The organism is Ruegeria sp. YTSB088 (genome assembly GCF_059609825.1).
The window spans coordinates 250,831-265,458 of the sequence record NZ_JBXWMM010000002.1; the positions used below are offsets into that span (position 1 = coordinate 250,831).

The 14,628-nt window shown below is 56.4% G+C and carries 17 protein-coding genes; 10 read left to right on the forward strand and 7 right to left on the reverse strand.

The genetic code is table 11. The features are described 5' to 3' along the window. Positions 1-120 precede the first annotated feature (120 nt). On the forward strand, positions 121-1,452 hold the full coding sequence (gene tig / locus AC2FFA_RS04125) for a trigger factor (protein ID WP_496850125.1): 1,332 nt from the start codon (positions 121-123) through the stop codon (positions 1,450-1,452). A 101-nt stretch (positions 1,453-1,553) separates the two neighbouring features. Here the strand turns inward: tig and AC2FFA_RS04130 are convergent, their stop codons facing one another. The 6 genes from AC2FFA_RS04130 to rpsF form a co-directional block, all read right to left on the reverse strand. Beyond that, positions 1,554-2,408, reverse strand: coding sequence for an acyl-homoserine-lactone synthase (locus AC2FFA_RS04130; RefSeq protein ID WP_496850127.1), 855 nt, complete (start codon positions 2,406-2,408; stop codon positions 1,554-1,556). 107 nt (positions 2,409-2,515) lie between these two features. Further along, positions 2,516-3,217, reverse strand: coding sequence for an autoinducer binding domain-containing protein (locus AC2FFA_RS04135; RefSeq protein WP_117868605.1), 702 nt, complete (start codon positions 3,215-3,217; stop codon positions 2,516-2,518). A 236-nt stretch (positions 3,218-3,453) separates the two neighbouring features. Continuing rightward, positions 3,454-3,939: a transglycosylase SLT domain-containing protein gene (locus AC2FFA_RS04140; RefSeq protein WP_496850129.1), complete on the reverse strand. Its 486-nt coding sequence runs from the start codon at positions 3,937-3,939 to the stop codon at positions 3,454-3,456. Positions 3,940-4,094: 155 nt separating this feature from the next. Then, entirely contained in the window at positions 4,095-4,715 is a 621-nt protein-coding gene (gene rplI / locus AC2FFA_RS04145; RefSeq protein WP_117868607.1) for a 50S ribosomal protein L9, read from the reverse strand. Positions 4,716-4,727: 12 nt separating this feature from the next. Further along, positions 4,728-4,955 carry a 30S ribosomal protein S18 gene (gene rpsR, locus AC2FFA_RS04150; RefSeq protein WP_005608650.1) on the reverse strand — a complete coding sequence of 76 codons (228 nt, stop codon included), beginning with the start codon at positions 4,953-4,955 and terminating at the stop codon, positions 4,728-4,730. A gap of 28 nt (positions 4,956-4,983) precedes the next feature. Then, positions 4,984-5,337, reverse strand: coding sequence for a 30S ribosomal protein S6 (rpsF, locus tag AC2FFA_RS04155; protein WP_117868608.1), 354 nt, complete (start codon positions 5,335-5,337; stop codon positions 4,984-4,986). 284 nt (positions 5,338-5,621) lie between these two features. Here rpsF and AC2FFA_RS04160 point away from each other — a divergent pair, with 284 nt between their 5' ends. Beyond that, a complete protein-coding gene (locus AC2FFA_RS04160) occupies positions 5,622-6,140 on the forward strand; it encodes a hypothetical protein (RefSeq protein WP_117868609.1) in 519 nt (172 codons plus the stop codon). A gap of 125 nt (positions 6,141-6,265) precedes the next feature. Next, positions 6,266-6,838 carry a YceI family protein gene (locus AC2FFA_RS04165; RefSeq protein ID WP_496671375.1) on the forward strand — a complete coding sequence of 191 codons (573 nt, stop codon included), beginning with the start codon at positions 6,266-6,268 and terminating at the stop codon, positions 6,836-6,838. A 59-nt stretch (positions 6,839-6,897) separates the two neighbouring features. Here AC2FFA_RS04165 and AC2FFA_RS04170 read toward each other — a convergent pair whose 3' ends face one another. After that, a complete protein-coding gene (locus tag AC2FFA_RS04170; RefSeq protein WP_496681030.1) occupies positions 6,898-8,124 on the reverse strand; it encodes a cytochrome b/b6 domain-containing protein in 1,227 nt (408 codons plus the stop codon). Between the two features lie 174 nt (positions 8,125-8,298). Between AC2FFA_RS04170 and fabD the strand changes: the two genes are divergently transcribed. The 7 genes from fabD (at position 8,299) to mltG (ending at position 14,608) form a co-directional block, all read left to right on the forward strand. After that, complete coding sequence (gene fabD, locus AC2FFA_RS04175) at positions 8,299-9,237, forward strand: ACP S-malonyltransferase (RefSeq protein WP_496850132.1); 939 nt, start codon at positions 8,299-8,301, stop codon at positions 9,235-9,237. 42 nt (positions 9,238-9,279) lie between these two features. Next, complete coding sequence (fabG, locus tag AC2FFA_RS04180; RefSeq protein ID WP_496850134.1) at positions 9,280-10,017, forward strand: 3-oxoacyl-[acyl-carrier-protein] reductase; 738 nt, start codon at positions 9,280-9,282, stop codon at positions 10,015-10,017. Between the two features lie 206 nt (positions 10,018-10,223). Continuing rightward, positions 10,224-10,457, forward strand: coding sequence for an acyl carrier protein (locus AC2FFA_RS04185; protein ID WP_008756330.1), 234 nt, complete (start codon positions 10,224-10,226; stop codon positions 10,455-10,457). A 138-nt stretch (positions 10,458-10,595) separates the two neighbouring features. After that, positions 10,596-11,135 carry a GNAT family N-acetyltransferase gene (locus AC2FFA_RS04190; protein ID WP_117868613.1) on the forward strand — a complete coding sequence of 180 codons (540 nt, stop codon included), beginning with the start codon at positions 10,596-10,598 and terminating at the stop codon, positions 11,133-11,135. A gap of 123 nt (positions 11,136-11,258) precedes the next feature. Further along, positions 11,259-12,002 carry a 1-(5-phosphoribosyl)-5-[(5-phosphoribosylamino)methylideneamino]imidazole-4-carboxamide isomerase gene (locus AC2FFA_RS04195; protein ID WP_299894055.1) on the forward strand — a complete coding sequence of 248 codons (744 nt, stop codon included), beginning with the start codon at positions 11,259-11,261 and terminating at the stop codon, positions 12,000-12,002. A 182-nt stretch (positions 12,003-12,184) separates the two neighbouring features. Further along, a complete protein-coding gene (fabF, locus tag AC2FFA_RS04200) occupies positions 12,185-13,450 on the forward strand; it encodes a beta-ketoacyl-ACP synthase II (RefSeq protein ID WP_299894052.1) in 1,266 nt (421 codons plus the stop codon). Then, entirely contained in the window at positions 13,451-14,608 is a 1,158-nt protein-coding gene (gene mltG, locus AC2FFA_RS04205; RefSeq protein WP_496850136.1) for an endolytic transglycosylase MltG, read from the forward strand. Positions 14,609-14,628 lie beyond the last annotated feature (20 nt).

Consider the following 14,628-nt stretch of genomic DNA (forward strand, 5'->3'; position numbering starts at 1 on the left):
ATCAAATACCACTGGATTCAGCCTTTGCCCCTTGCGCGTGGGCGGCTGGGCAAATAGAAGGCGTCAAATTTGCCCGGCGCGCCCTTTTTGCGCGCCCCGAATCCTATGGGGACTACCATAATGCAGGTTACCGAGACGCTGAACGAAGGTCTGAAACGCGGCTACAACATCGTTGTGTCCGCAGCCGAGCTGGACGAGAAGGTCAACGAAAAGCTGACTGAAGCGCAGCCGGAAATCGAAATGAAAGGTTTCCGCAAAGGTAAAGTGCCAATGGCGCTGCTGAAAAAGCAGTTTGGCCAACGCCTTTTGGGCGAGGCGATGCAGGAAACCATCGATGGCGCCATGAACAAGCATTTCGAAAACAGCGGTGACCGCCCCGCGCTGCAGCCCGAGGTCAAGATGACCAATGAGGACTGGAAAGAAGGCGATGACGTTGAAGTCGCCATGTCCTATGAGGCGCTGCCAGCGATCCCGGAAGTCGACCTTAAATCAGTGAAGCTGGAAAAACTGATCGTCAAAGCTGATGATGCGGGCGTCGAAGAAGCGCTGAACAACCTGGCCGAAACCGCTCAGGACTTCAAAGCGCGCCGCAAGGGGTCGAAGGCCAAGGACGGAGACCAGATCGTGTTCGATTTCGTCGGTAAGGTTGATGGCGAGGAATTCGAAGGTGGTTCGGCAGAAGATTACCCGTTGGTTCTGGGCTCGAACAGCTTCATCCCTGGCTTCGAAGAGCAGCTGGTTGGCGTGAAAGCCGAGGAAGTAAAAGACGTCAACGTCACGTTCCCTGAGGAATACGGTGCCGAGCATCTGGCCGGCAAAGACGCTGTTTTCACCTGCACCATCAAGGAAGTTAAAGAACCGGTTGCAGCGGAAGTGAACGACGAACTGGCTAAGAAATTTGGCGCCGAAGACCTGGAAGCCCTGAAAGGCCAGATCGCAGAACGTCTGGAAGCCGAATATGCCGGCGCGTCGCGCGCTGTGATGAAGCGTGCTCTGCTGGACGTATTGGATGAGAAAGTCTCGTTCGATCTGCCGCCGTCGCTGGTTGAAGCCGAAGCAAAGCAGATTGCGCATCAGCTGTGGCACGAAGAAAATCCTGAAGTCGAAGGCCACGACCACGATCCGATCGAGCCCACGGACGAGCACAACAAGCTGGCCGAGCGCCGCGTGCGTCTGGGCCTGTTGTTGGCTGAACTGGGTCAGAAGGCCGAGGTTGAAGTAACCGACGCCGAGATGACACAGGCGATCATGAACCAGGCGCGCCAGTACCCGGGTCAGGAACGTCAGTTCTTTGAGTTCGTGCAGCAGAACGCGCAGATGCAACAGCAACTGCGAGCGCCGATCTTTGAAGACAAGGTTGTCGATTACGTGTTGGAACTGGCTCAGGTCACTGACAAGGAAGTCAGCAAGGACGACCTGCAGAAAGCTGTTGAGGCACTGGAAGAGGAATAATCCTCTTCCTTCCCTTCATCAGGAGAAGGGACAAAAAAACGGAGCCGCCTGAAATCAGACGGCTCCGCATGGGTGGCTTTTGTATCTATGAGGTGAGGGGGTCAGGCCTCATGAGCAAAAGCACGGGGGGTTTCTAAAAGAGCGGTTCTTTGCTCTGGCGTGAAAGTATCCGTGAGCGCTTCGATCAGCTTAAGGACGTCCTGCCGTTCAGCTTCCGTTTTTGCAGCGCTCATCTGTTCCACAAAGTATTTCTCGAGGTCGGTAAGTGGTTTGTGATCCTGGTTCGCCGGGTTTTGTTCTGCGGCTTTCTTCGCGGCAAACAGATCCAACGCCTCTTCTTCGTCCATAAAGACATCGTTGTAAATGCCCGCAAACTCACGCAGGCCGGCGATGCGTTCTTCCGTGCAGTCCAGCAGAGCGGCCAAGGCATGAACTTTGCCCATTGGCACTGTTTTGCCGACATAGTCGTATGGAGCGCAGTTCGAACGCTTCAGCACCCGATCCATGACCGGATCGATCACGGTGATGATGTCCTGAATACCTGCATTCTTTGCATATTCCAAAGATCCTATCATCAACTCGCACGTTGCGTATGAGACCGAGTTCTTTTCTTTGCCACGAGTGAGACGTTGCGTGTCTACGCAGAAGCGGGTCGATTCCCACATGGTTGCGCTGCGAAGTGGTGCTTCGCCACAAAGAATCGACGAAAAGACATCCGACAACATGTGAGGTCCGGTGGTCTGGAGGGCACGCACGGCTGCGACGACATTCCCCTCGTCGTCGAGTCCGATTACATATGCCGGGTCCAGGTGATCGAACTCGTCGATTTCTTTTCCGTCTTGAATGTTAACGTCCCATCCTAGACGTCCCCCAAAAACACGTGCTCTCAACTCGAACATTTCGTCAAGAACTTCGCTGAACAAATGTCTGTTCAGGCCATCTACCACGATGATCATTTCTTCCCCCTTCGAGTGGTTGTTCGGTAACCTTGAAGTTACCGGACTCGGGGAGTTTTTCTATTGGGGGTTTCCCGTATTTTGGCGAAATTTGGCGTTTTTTTTGTTTAACTTGGGGTAATAAGCCCAATTGCAATCGCCCGGCCAACAGCCTGAGGGGTGGTCAGCGCACTAAGCTTTTCTCGGCTGGAACGCAAGTGCACTTCTACGGTTCGGTGCGAAATAGACAAAATATCGCCGATGTCCTGTTGCGATTTCCCTGCCGCGACCCACTGCAAAATCTCTGTTTCACGTCTGGAGAGCGTTGGATGATACAGCGCGCTGGTCAATTCGTCCGACGAAACGACGTTGTCATGGATGTGCACCGCCATGGACTGCAAGTCACTGATGACATGCGTGTATAGCTTGCGCCATTCCTCTTTGCTGCAGTTGCGCGTTGCGCTCAACAGGCCGATATCCCCGTAGGGACCGCGCACGGGTATTGTAACGCCTTGGTTGGGCAGTCCAAAATCATGGGCATCCCGGAATACACGTTGGAAGTCAGGGCTGCGCTCCAAGCGGCTCCAATCCACTGGCGCAATGCTGCGGCGGGCCATATGGATGGTTGGGTCGATCATGATCAGACCCTGGTTTGTGTAGTGCTCATTCCAGGCATCGTCATACGTCACAAAGCCGGCCACCGTGCCAGCAGCAGGGTTCATGCCGGCATAAGCGGCATGATCCATGTCATGCTTCTCACAGATTTGCCTTAGAAATTCGGTGTAACGAACCTCGGAATCCGGCAGTGTGCTCAGATCGACAATTTCCATGTGGTGCCTACTAGCTGCGGCCCATCTTACAGCTCGATGGTGTCGTCGAGCATGCATATAACACAGAGTGGAACCCGTTTACCTCACCGAGTCAGAACACCACACTTTCCTAAACATGACAAGGCGAGGTACTAATTGTCTGCGCATTTCAAAATATTGAGACATTCAATAGAACATTTTTGTCACTATTCGGTAAAAAGTGCTAAAATCACGCGGCTTTCTGACGCCAATCACCGTCAGTTGGCGGATTTCAGTCCAGTTTCCACCAACAATCCGCGCGCTTTGGCCTCGGGGTAAAACCCTTTGGCATAGAGAAAAATGGCCCGATCCTGATTGCCATCAGACAGAAGCCAGGCGCCGCGAAGGTATTTCCCGGAAAACTCGAGGTTGGTGTCCGCGTCCAAGAGGCCTTTGGCGCTTCCGGTGTATCCCATCGAGCGCGCGGTAGCCGGAAGGATCTGTAGCAGGCCGTAATAGGGGCGGTTGACGGCCCAGGGGCGATGTGTGCTTTCGCGAATAGCCAGCTTGTGAACAAGCTCTCGAGGAAGCTGGTAGTGGTCTGCCCATTTGTTGATCGACGCGCGAAGTTCCGGCGTTTCGTTTGGATAAAGCGGAGGGTTGAATAGCGGTGTTTCTGCCTTGGATACTACTCCTGCACTGCAAGCAGCCATCGGTGCTGTCAATAAGAGTGCCAAGAAATTGCGACGGGTGAACGAGGGCATTTTATTTCTCCGGACTTCGAGTGGCAATGATATGGCCTGAGTATTTTGCTGCAAGATTGTGGATGGAGTTGGGCTGAAATTTGCTGGTTTGGCTCGGAAACACAAAAAAGGCCGCGCTGAAGCACGGCCTTAATAGTATTCGAAGCGTCGCCGGATCAGGCTTTGGCTTCGTCTTCCTCAGCAGGGGCTGCTTCCGAAGCCAGCTCTTCGTCCTCGGACGCGGCCGAGCCGATGTCGTCAAACAGTTCAGCAATCTCGAATTCAGCGGCTGCTTCTTCTTCTGCGGCCAGTTCCTGGATCGATTTGCCCGAGGCTTGCAGTTCGGCTTCTTCTTCCGAACGCGCCACGTTCATTTTGATTTCGACTTCGACTTCGGGGTGCAGCTTGACTGCAACAGAGTGCAGGCCCAGCTCCTTGATCGGATTGATCAGGATAACCTGCTTTTTGTCGACGGTGAATCCGGCTTCGGTTGCAGCGTCTGCGGCGTCACGCGGGGTAACCGAGCCGTACAGAGCACCTGCATCTGATGCAGAGCGAATCACTACGAATTGCTGTCCGTCCAGCTTTTCAGCCAGTGCTTCAGCTTCTTTCTTGGTCTCCAGGTTGCGTGCTTCCAGCTGCGCTTTCTGGGCTTCGAACGACGCGATGTTGGCGTCCGATGCGCTCAGGGCTTTGCCCTGGGGCAGCAGGAAGTTTCGGGCGTAGCCGGACTTTACGTCAACGACGTCGCCCATCTGACCCAGTTTCGCAACGCGTTCGAGAAGGATAACTTGCATGTCAATCTCTCCTTACTTCACGGCGTAGGGCAGCAGGGCGAGGAAGCGGGCGCGCTTGATAGCACGGGCCAGCTCACGCTGCTTTTTCGCCGAAACGGCGGTGATGCGGGATGGAACGATCTTGCCACGCTCAGAGATGTAGCGCTGCAGCAGACGGGTGTCTTTGTAATCGATCTTCGGCGCGTTCTCACCCGAGAACGGGCAGACCTTGCGGCGGCGGAAAAATGGTTTTGCGGCCATGGTTTAGTGTCCTTTTCTCAGGCGTTGATCAACGACGCTCGCGGCGGTCGCCACGCTCGTCACGCTTCTGCATCTGAACCGACGGGCCATCGGTGTGGCCATCGACCTTGATGGTCAGAACGCGCATGACATCGTCATGCAGACGCATCAGGCGTTCCATTTCCTGAACCGCACCCGAGGGGGAATCGGTTTTCAGAAAGGCATAGTGGCCCTTGCGGTTCTTGTTGATCTTGTAGGCCATCGTCTTGACGCCCCAATACTCGCTGTCGACAAGCTTGCCGCCGTTGTCAGCCAGAACGGTGCCGAAATGTTCGACGAGGCTTTCCGCCTGCGCGTTGGACAGATCCTGACGCGCGATCATTACATGCTCATACAGTGGCATGTGCACTCCTGTTTATATCAAGGCGCATTTCATAGGCGGGGCCATCCGGTCCTTCGCGACCCTGCCACGAGAGGCTGCGCGATTCATTTGATTGCGAAGGATGGCCCCGTATACACGTTTGAACTACAGGAGCAAGCCCCGCCACATGTGCCTTTGAGACGCCGCCCATTTTCCTTTGGGCCGCCCAATTGCTGACGCTTTTCGGCTCAAAGTTGTTTTGCATACCGGACGTTACCCGGAACGAAACTGAAATTCGACAGTAACCTGATAAAGGGTGAAGTGTTATGACCGCGACAAATACAAACACATACCGGGAAGAAGCGGCAAGCTCGCGCTTTGAGCATTCGGTGCCGGTAATGATCGCCTTTGCGCCAAACTGGAAGGCCCGTTTGATCCTGGCGCGGTTGGTAGGAGCGTTCCTGATCTTTTCGGCGTTTTCGATGTGGCTCATGCCGGGTTCGATCGTTGGCGCAGATGTCTGGCCGATCAAGATGGTGGCCTCGATGCTGTTTCTGATCGTCGGTGTCAGTTTGCTGACGATTGAAGTCCTTGATCAGCGCCCGGATGCCTATTTTGATCCGATACGTCGTGAAGTCCGTGTTCTGCAAAAGAACGAGGACGGGCGCCCGCAGACGGTGTTGCGCCGCAGCTATGAGTCGCTGGGTGGCGCACGTTTTGAAGAAAACGAAGTTCACCTGTTTGATGTGGACGGAAGCCTTTTGATGAAGCTTCCCCTTGAATCGGCGGATGTCAGCCGAGCGCTGAAGGGACAGCTGAGCAAGAGCGTAACAATTTTCGGCTGAATTTTATTCTGTTCAAAAAGGAACAGATGCTGTGACTCGAAAAAGGTTGTGTGCCGCCAATAGGCGGCACATTTTGTTTGTAAGCAACCCAGACGGTTTGCATTCACAAAAACGCGGAGATTGTTATGAAATCCACCCTTCTTGCTGCTGCACTGGCCGTGTCGGCGACCACGGCATTCGCCAGCGCCGAGAAATACGTGTTGGACTCGAGCCACAGTCAGGTTGTCTTCAGCTATGACCACTTGGGCTTTTCAACCACAACCGGCATGTTCTCGGGTTTTGAGGGCGAAATCATGTTTGATCAGGAGGATCCCGCCGCCTCCAGCGTAAGCGTATCCATGCCGGTACTGGAAATGTTCACTGGCTGGAAACCGCGTGAAGATCACTTCATGACCGAGGATTTCTTTGGTGCGGCCGAGGGCGATCTGATCACCTTTACCTCGACGGGTATCGAAGTGACGGGTGAAAACACTGCCAAGATCACCGGCGACCTCACCATGAACGGCGTGACCAAGTCCGTTGTTCTGGATGCCAAATTGAACAAGGTTGATACCCATCCAATGGCAAACAAGCCATGGGCCGGTTTCAACGCCACCACAACTCTGGTCCGTAGTGAGTTTGATTTGGGCCAGTTCGCACCGTTTGTCAGCGACGAAGTGCAGGTGCAGATCTCGGTCGAAGCGCAAAAAGCCGAATAATCGCAAGACAACGAACAATAAAACCGCCGGTGATAGGATCACCGGCGGTTTTTTTTGCATTACTGTCCGCGAGACGCAGCGAGTTCTACGGTCACTGTTACGGTGAAGCCGAGCGAGTCTTCTGTGGGCTGTGATGTGCCTACGTCAAAATCCAACCGGTTCAGGTCAACCGAGCCAGCCATGGTCGCGGTGCCGTCCTGAAGGTCCAGCGAAAAGGGGAGTGTGATATCGATCGTCTTGTCACGGATTGTCAGCGGTCCGCGTGCTTCGTATCCGCTTTCGGTTCTGAAAAGGTCAGCTGTGAACTGGGCCGTCGGAAACTGGGCGTTGTCGAAGAAATCCGCCCCCATGGCCTGTTCAGTTACGGTTCCGAGGCTGAGAGATCCTATTGCAATCGTGACTTCGGCGGACCCGGCCGGGCCGGGGTCAGTGGGTTCGTCAAAAGCAATTGCGGCCGTCCAGTCGGAGAACGAGCCGGTGACAGGGCTGCCCAATTGCGAGATCGTAATGGACAGGGTGCCGTTCTGAACCTGCCAGTCTGATTGCACCTCGGCCAGTTGGACATCGGCGTCATCATCGTCGGCCTCACGTGCAAACTCGCCAGAGACCCAGCCGCCGGTGAGGGCAAGCGCCCAAACGGCCACCGCGGCGACGGCGGGGACAAGGGAATGGTGCTGCCGTGGAGGCTCCGGTGCGTCAGACCCTCCCGGCAACATCCTGCGTAACGTGCTGTCTTTGTCTATGACGTGATGCTTCAACGCTCCGGCAACATGCAGGACCAGCGCGCCGACGAGCGTCCACATGAACAGCCAATGCAGAACGCCTGTCACCTCGGCCACAATGGTTGATTTCGGTACAAAAGGCAGATTTTGGCCGAAGGGCCAGAGGATTGGAGCAAACCCTTCGGTTGCGGCGTGGTGCACCCAACCGGTGAGTGGCACAAGCACCAGTGACCCATAGAGAAGCCAGTGGACAGTTTCGGCGGCGAAAGCCTCGGGCTTGTTGTCGGCATTCAACAGGCCGGGCTTGGTTTGCGTGAAGGCCCATACTATCCGAGCCAAAGCAACGAAGAACACGGTGACGCCAACGGTTTTGTGCAATGAGAATATGCGCGCCGCGCGTGCGATTTCGGCCTCGCTTGGGGCTGTGGGGGCATGCAATACGGCGTAGGCCAGGTTGTCCGCGATCCAGCCGAGCGGCAGGGCCGTGAAGATCAGCAACGCGGTGAGCCAGTGAAACGTCTTTGCGACACTTCCGTAGCTTGAGAAGGAATTGGTCGAGGCCATGGGTGCAACGCTCCGGGATTCTGTGCTGCGCCCAAGTTAAGGTTATCGGAGGTCGGCACAAGTAAGCGCTTGTGCACAGCCAAGGTGCCAGAATGCAGAACACAGGCAGTGCTTGTGCCAGACGATCAGTCAGTTTACACCCCGCCGCAACCTGACATTATCCATGAGGTTGCAATGACACTCGCGTTTGTTTTTCCGGGGCAGGGCGCCCAGACCATCGGTATGGGCAAAGCACTGGCCGATGCCTATCCGGCGGCACAGGCCGTCTTCGATGAGGTGGACGAGGCACTGGGAGAAAAGCTGAGCAGCGTAATCTGGGAAGGCGACATCGCCGATTTGACGCTGACTCAGAATGCTCAGCCGGCTCTTATGGCAACATCCATGGCGGCAATGCGAGCGCTGGAAACCGAAGGTGTTTCGGTCAATAAGGCGGCTTTTGTGGCGGGCCATTCTTTGGGCGAATACTCGGCTCTTGCAGCTGCAGGGGCTTTGTCGATCGCGGACACCGCGCGCCTGTTGCGCACCCGTGGTCAGGCGATGCAAAGTGCTGTACCCGTAGGCGAGGGTGCAATGGCGGCCATTCTTGGATTGGATCTGGAGGCGGTACGCGCCGTTGCAGAAGAAGCCGCGCAGGGAGAGGTCTGTCAGGCTGCCAATGACAACGATCCAACTCAGATCGTTGTGTCCGGTTCCAAGGCTGCTGTCGAGCGTGCCGCCGAGATTGCCAAAGAGAAAGGCGCAAAACGTGCCGTTATGTTGCCTGTAAGTGCCCCATTTCACTGCGCGCTGATGCAGCCTGCGGCAGATGTCATGGCGGAAGCGCTTGCTGCCGTCGAAGTAAAGGTGCCCTCGGTGCCTTTGGTGGCCAATGTACGCGCCGAAGCAGTCAGTGATCCGGATCTGATCCGCCAGTTGTTGGTTGAACAGGTGACGGGTTCGGTTCGCTGGCGTGAAAGCGTGCAATTCATGGCGGCGCAAGGCGTGACTGAGACATGGGAAATCGGTGCTGGCAAAGCGCTGTCCGGCATGATCCGCAAGATCGATCGTGCCATTTCAGGCAAGGCTGTCGGCACCCCGGAAGATGTTCAAAAGGCCATTCAGGCCGAATCGTAAGCTCAAAACGCGTCGTGGCCGGCGCACCAAGAGGAAAACCGAATGTTTGATTTGAAAGGTAAGAATGCGCTGATCACTGGTGCTTCGGGCGGCATCGGAGGCGATATTGCACGCGCGTTGCATGGTGCTGGCGCAGCGGTTGGATTGTCCGGTACACGGGTCGAACCTCTGCAGGCTCTGGCAGATGAACTGGGCGAACGCGCGCATGTGTTGCCTTGCAATCTGAGCGATCCGGAAGCCGTTGAGGCGTTGCCAAAGCAAGCGATCGAAGCAATGGGATCGGTGGACATCCTCGTGAACAACGCCGGTATCACGCGGGATAACCTGTTCATGCGCATGTCCGATGAGGAATGGCAGAGCGTGATAGACGTGAACATGACCTCGACGATGAAACTGTGCAAAGGTGTGATCCGGGGCATGATGAAGTCACGCTGGGGTCGGATCGTGAATGTCTCGTCCGTGGTGGCCGTAATCGGTAATCCGGGTCAGGCGAACTATGCGGCGTCAAAAGCCGGAATGATTGGTTTTTCCAAGGCCTTGGCGCACGAAGTTGCAACCCGCGGAATTACGGTTAACGCCGTGGCGCCGGGTTTTATCACGACGGCAATGACCGAGAAGCTGACCGAGGAACAGAAAAAGGGTCTGCTGTTGAAGGTTCCGGCGGGTCGCATGGGTGATCCCGAAGAAATTGCGGCGGCGGTTCTGTATCTTGCCAGTCCAGAAGCCAGCTATGTTACTGGAAGCACCTTGCATGTGAACGGCGGTATGGCCATGTTGTGATCGCCACAGGGGCGGCGCGAAAGCGTTTGCCTCTAGCGTCGACTATGCTATAGGCGGCGCATCTATGCGGGGCCGGTTGTTCAGGTCGGCCTTCGACTTCCCGGTTCGCCGGGACCCAAACCGCCCGAAACGGGCAAATCAAAGCCAACCCGTGCGGGCAAGGGCAGAATCGGGCAGACCGCCCTGTAAAGGAATGAGGAATAGACATGAGCGACGTCGCAGATCGCGTTAAGAAGATCGTTGTTGAGCACCTGGGTGTTGAAGAAGATAAAGTCGCGGAAAACGCGTCCTTCATCGATGATCTGGGCGCAGACAGCCTGGACACCGTTGAACTGGTCATGGCCTTCGAAGAAGAGTTCGGCATCGAAATCCCCGATGATGCAGCCGAAACCATCCAGACCTTCGGCGACGCGGTCAAGTTCATCAGCGAAGCGTCCTAAGCGTTTCCTTCTGATTAAAAGCGGCGCTTCCGGGCAACGGAGGCGCCGTTTTTTTGTGCCCGCTCAAAATTCATGCTTGCGCGTTTATATTCGGATACGCACTGTTTCCATTGAGGCAAAATTCAAAGTGGACAGGGCATGATAAGATCCACTCCCATGATAAATACCGCGCGTTTGACACTGTGTGCCATGCGCCCGGAGGACTTTGACCGGTTCGCCGAGATCTGGCGGGACCCGTGCGTTGTCCAGCACATCGGCGGCTCACCCCGTTCACGTGGCGAGGCGTGGGATTCATTTTTGCGCAACGCCGGTCATTGGCAGATGGCCGGGTTTGGTCAATGGGGTGTGCTTCAGCAGTCGAATCGAAAGCTGATTGGACAGGCCGGTTTCTTTTACGGAAACCGTCGGATGGGAGAGGATTTCGACGGCTTTCCCGAGGCAGGCTGGGTTCTGGCCCCTGAGGTACAGGGGCAGGGCTTGGGATATGAGGCGGCGAAGGCTGCTCATGACTGGTTTGACCGGGTGATTCCCGGGCCTTTGGTCGCGATGGTGAACGCGTCGAATTCCTCGTCGCAGAAGCTTGCCAAAAAGCTGGGCTATGTATTGATGCGTGAAGGGGTGTATAATGAAACCCCGGTGCACTTGTTAAGGCGCAACGGCCCACCTGCGTTCGCGTAAATCCGCCACTTCAACAGTATGCCGCAAAATGGCCAAACTGTGCCGATCCCGGTAATATTGGGAGGGCGTTCCAGGTGTATGCTGCCGAGGATTTTCAGAGCGATTGAGCGGAGGACCGAGCTCATGAGGATATACCCCACTATGGAACTGCAAAACGGCCGGTGTGTCACGTTGGACAAAGGTCGTTTGGACAACGCTATGATTTGGCATGTAAACCCGGTTGAGACAGCGCGAAGCTGGGCCGAGGCGGGTGCCGAATGGATGCACCTGACCGATTTCGACGCGATTGAGGGCAAAGATACCAACGTCGAATTGATTGAAGAGATTATCCGTGCGGCCGAAATTCCGGTTCAGTTGGCGGGTGGTATGCGGACACGTGAACAGGTGGAACGCTGGATCGACAAGGGGGTCGGTCGTGTCGTGATCGGCACGCTGGCAGCGCGCGAGCCGAATCTGGTCAAGGAACTGGCCAAGCTTTACCCGGATCAAATCGTGCTGTCGGTTGATGTCTGGCAAGGTTTTGTGATGACGGATGGCTGGCGCAGCAAAAGCGCATTCACGCCCGAAGCGTTTATCGACGCGTTCGAAGGTGCGCCGTTTGCCGCCATCGTGGTGACGGATATCGACAGCGACATGGATGACGTCGAGGCTCAGCTTGGTTTGATCTCGGGGCTTGCCGGACATTCGCGCACTCCGGTGATCGCAAGCGGGGTTGTGCGCACTGCAGACGATATCTCGCGGTTGGCGTATATTCCCAATATCTCGGGTGCGATCGTAGGGCGTGCACTGTTTCACAAGACACTTGACCTGACGGATGCTCTGGAAATGGCAAAATCGGCACATGAGCCGGTGGCACAGTTCCAATAAACCGCTCCGCCCTTTCAGCAGGACGCGTGAAAGGGCGGGCACCTCTTCCAATCGTTGAAAACAGTATAGTTTCGGGTGATAGGCGGCGGGAAGCCTCCTTGAAATCGCCGTTGCTCTTGCCCCCGCACCCCGGGCCGGGGTAAGAGCGGTTCTCATAACAGGAAGCAGGCAAGAGGCACTTCATGCGCAGAGTCGTTGTTACCGGTCTTGGATTGGTCACTCCTTTGGCCAGCGGGGTCGAGGAAACCTGGTCGCGGCTGTTGGACGGAGAGTCCGGCGCTGGTCCTATCACGCATTTTGATGCGGAAGGCAGTGGCGTCACCACGACCTACGCCTGTGAGGTGCCGCGCGGGGATGGTACCAACGGAACGTTCAATCCCGATGACTGGATGCCGCCGAAAGAGCAGCGCAAAATTGAAGACTTCATCCTGTATTCCATCGCGGCCGCAGAAATGGCCTGCAAGGATGCGAACTGGTTGCCCGAAGATGAAGAGGACCGCCTGCGAACAGGTGTTCTGATCGGTTCAGGCATCGGTGGTTTGGGCTCGATCGCCAACACCGCCAATCTGATCCGTGACAAGGGCCCGCGCCGGGTGTCGCCGTTCTTTATTCCAGGTGCTCTGATCAACCTGGCGTCAGGTCAGGTGTCGATCCGTCATGGCTTCAAGGGACCCAACCATTCCGTCGTGACGGCGTGTTCCACCGGGGCCCATGCTATCGGCGACGCCAGCCGTATCATCCGTGCAGGTGACGCAGACGTTATGGTCGCAGGTGGCGGCGAAGGCTGCATCTGCGAGATCGGCATCGCCGGGTTCAACGCTTGCAAGGCGTTGTCGACCAAATATGCCGATAACCCCAAGGCGGCCAGCCGCCCTTATGACGTGGACCGTGACGGGTTCGTCATGGGCGAAGGTGCAGGCATCGTCATTCTGGAAGACTATGAGCACGCCAAGGCCCGCGGTGCGAAGATTTACGCTGAGGTGCTGGGCTATGGTATGTCGGGTGACGCTTATCACATCACCGCGCCTTCAGAAGATGGCGACGGGGCTGAACGCTCGATGCGGGCGGCGCTGCGCAGTGCGGGGCTGGAGCCAAAAGATCTGGACTATATCAACGCGCATGGCACCTCGACCATGGCAGATACGATCGAGCTGGGCGCGGTTGAGCGTTTGCTGGGGGATCATGCCGGGGATGCGACCATGAGCTCGACCAAGTCGGCAACCGGTCACTTGCTGGGTGCTGCGGGCGCGATCGAGGCGATCTTCTCGATTTTGGCGATCCGTGATCAGGTAGCCCCGCCGACAATCAATCTGGACAATCCAGCAGTGGAGACCCCGATCGATTTGGCTCCGAACGCAAAACGCGAGCGTGAGATCAATGTGGCCCTGTCGAACTCGTTCGGGTTTGGCGGCACCAATGCCAGCGTGATCTTCGGAAAGGCCAGCTAAATGTGGCGGGCCATTGCTTCGAACGCGCTGACCATTCTGGTGGTCGGCCTGTTCATGATGGGCGGGCTGATCCTTTGGGGGCAGAGCCAGTACAAGGCCGAGGGCCCGCTTGAAACCGCAATCTGCCTTCAGGTCAGAAGCGGATCGAACATGACCCGTGTCAGTCAGCAGCTGGAAGAGCAGGGCGCCATCAGCAGTGCCACGATCTTTCGGATGGCCGCTGACTACACGGATCGGGCGCAGCAGTTGAAAGCCGGTAGCTTTCTCGTACGGGAAGGTGCGTCGATGGAGCAGATCATCGACGAGATCACCAGCAGCGGTGCCAGCACCTGTGGGTCTGAGATTGAGTATCGTATCGGTGTGACGCGCGCTCAGACCCGTGTTCGCGAGTTGAACCCTGCGACCTTGGATTTCGTCGAAATCGCGTCGTTTGATCCGTCGGGAGAAGAGGTGCCTGAGGCCTATAACGAGAAACGCAATGAAGCGGACACGCGTTACCGCGTATCACTGGCCGAAGGTGTGACCTCGTGGCAGGTGGTCGAGGCGTTGAAGGCATTTGACGCTTTGACAGGTGAGGTGAGCGAAATACCTGCTGAGGGTATGCTGGCGCCTGACAGTTACGATGTTGTGGCTGGTCAGGACCGTAACGACATTCTGCAGGCGATGCAGGACAAGCAACAATTGCGGATCAACGCCGTTTGGGAAAGCCGCCAGGACGGGTTGCCGCTGGCAAGCCCCGAAGAAATGCTGATCCTTGCGTCGATCATCGAAAAGGAAACCGGAGTTCCGCAAGAGCGCGGGCAAGTGGCCAGCGTTTTTGTGAACCGGCTGAAACAGGGGATGCGGCTGCAGACGGACCCGACCGTCATCTATGGCGTTACCAAAGGGCAAGGCACGTTGGGCCGCGGGCTACGTCGCAGCGAGCTGAACAGGCCAACGCCATGGAACACCTACCAGATCGACGGCCTGCCGCCGACGCCGATTGCCAATCCGGGCTTGGCCAGCCTTGAAGCTGCTGTTGCGCCAGATGACACGGACTTCGTGTTCTTCGTTGCCGATGGTACGGGCGGCCATGCGTTTGCCGAGACTTTGCAGGAACACAATCGCAATGTCGCCAAATGGCGCGAGATTGAAGCAGAGCGGAATTCGGGAAATTAACCGGAACGAAACTGGTTTCG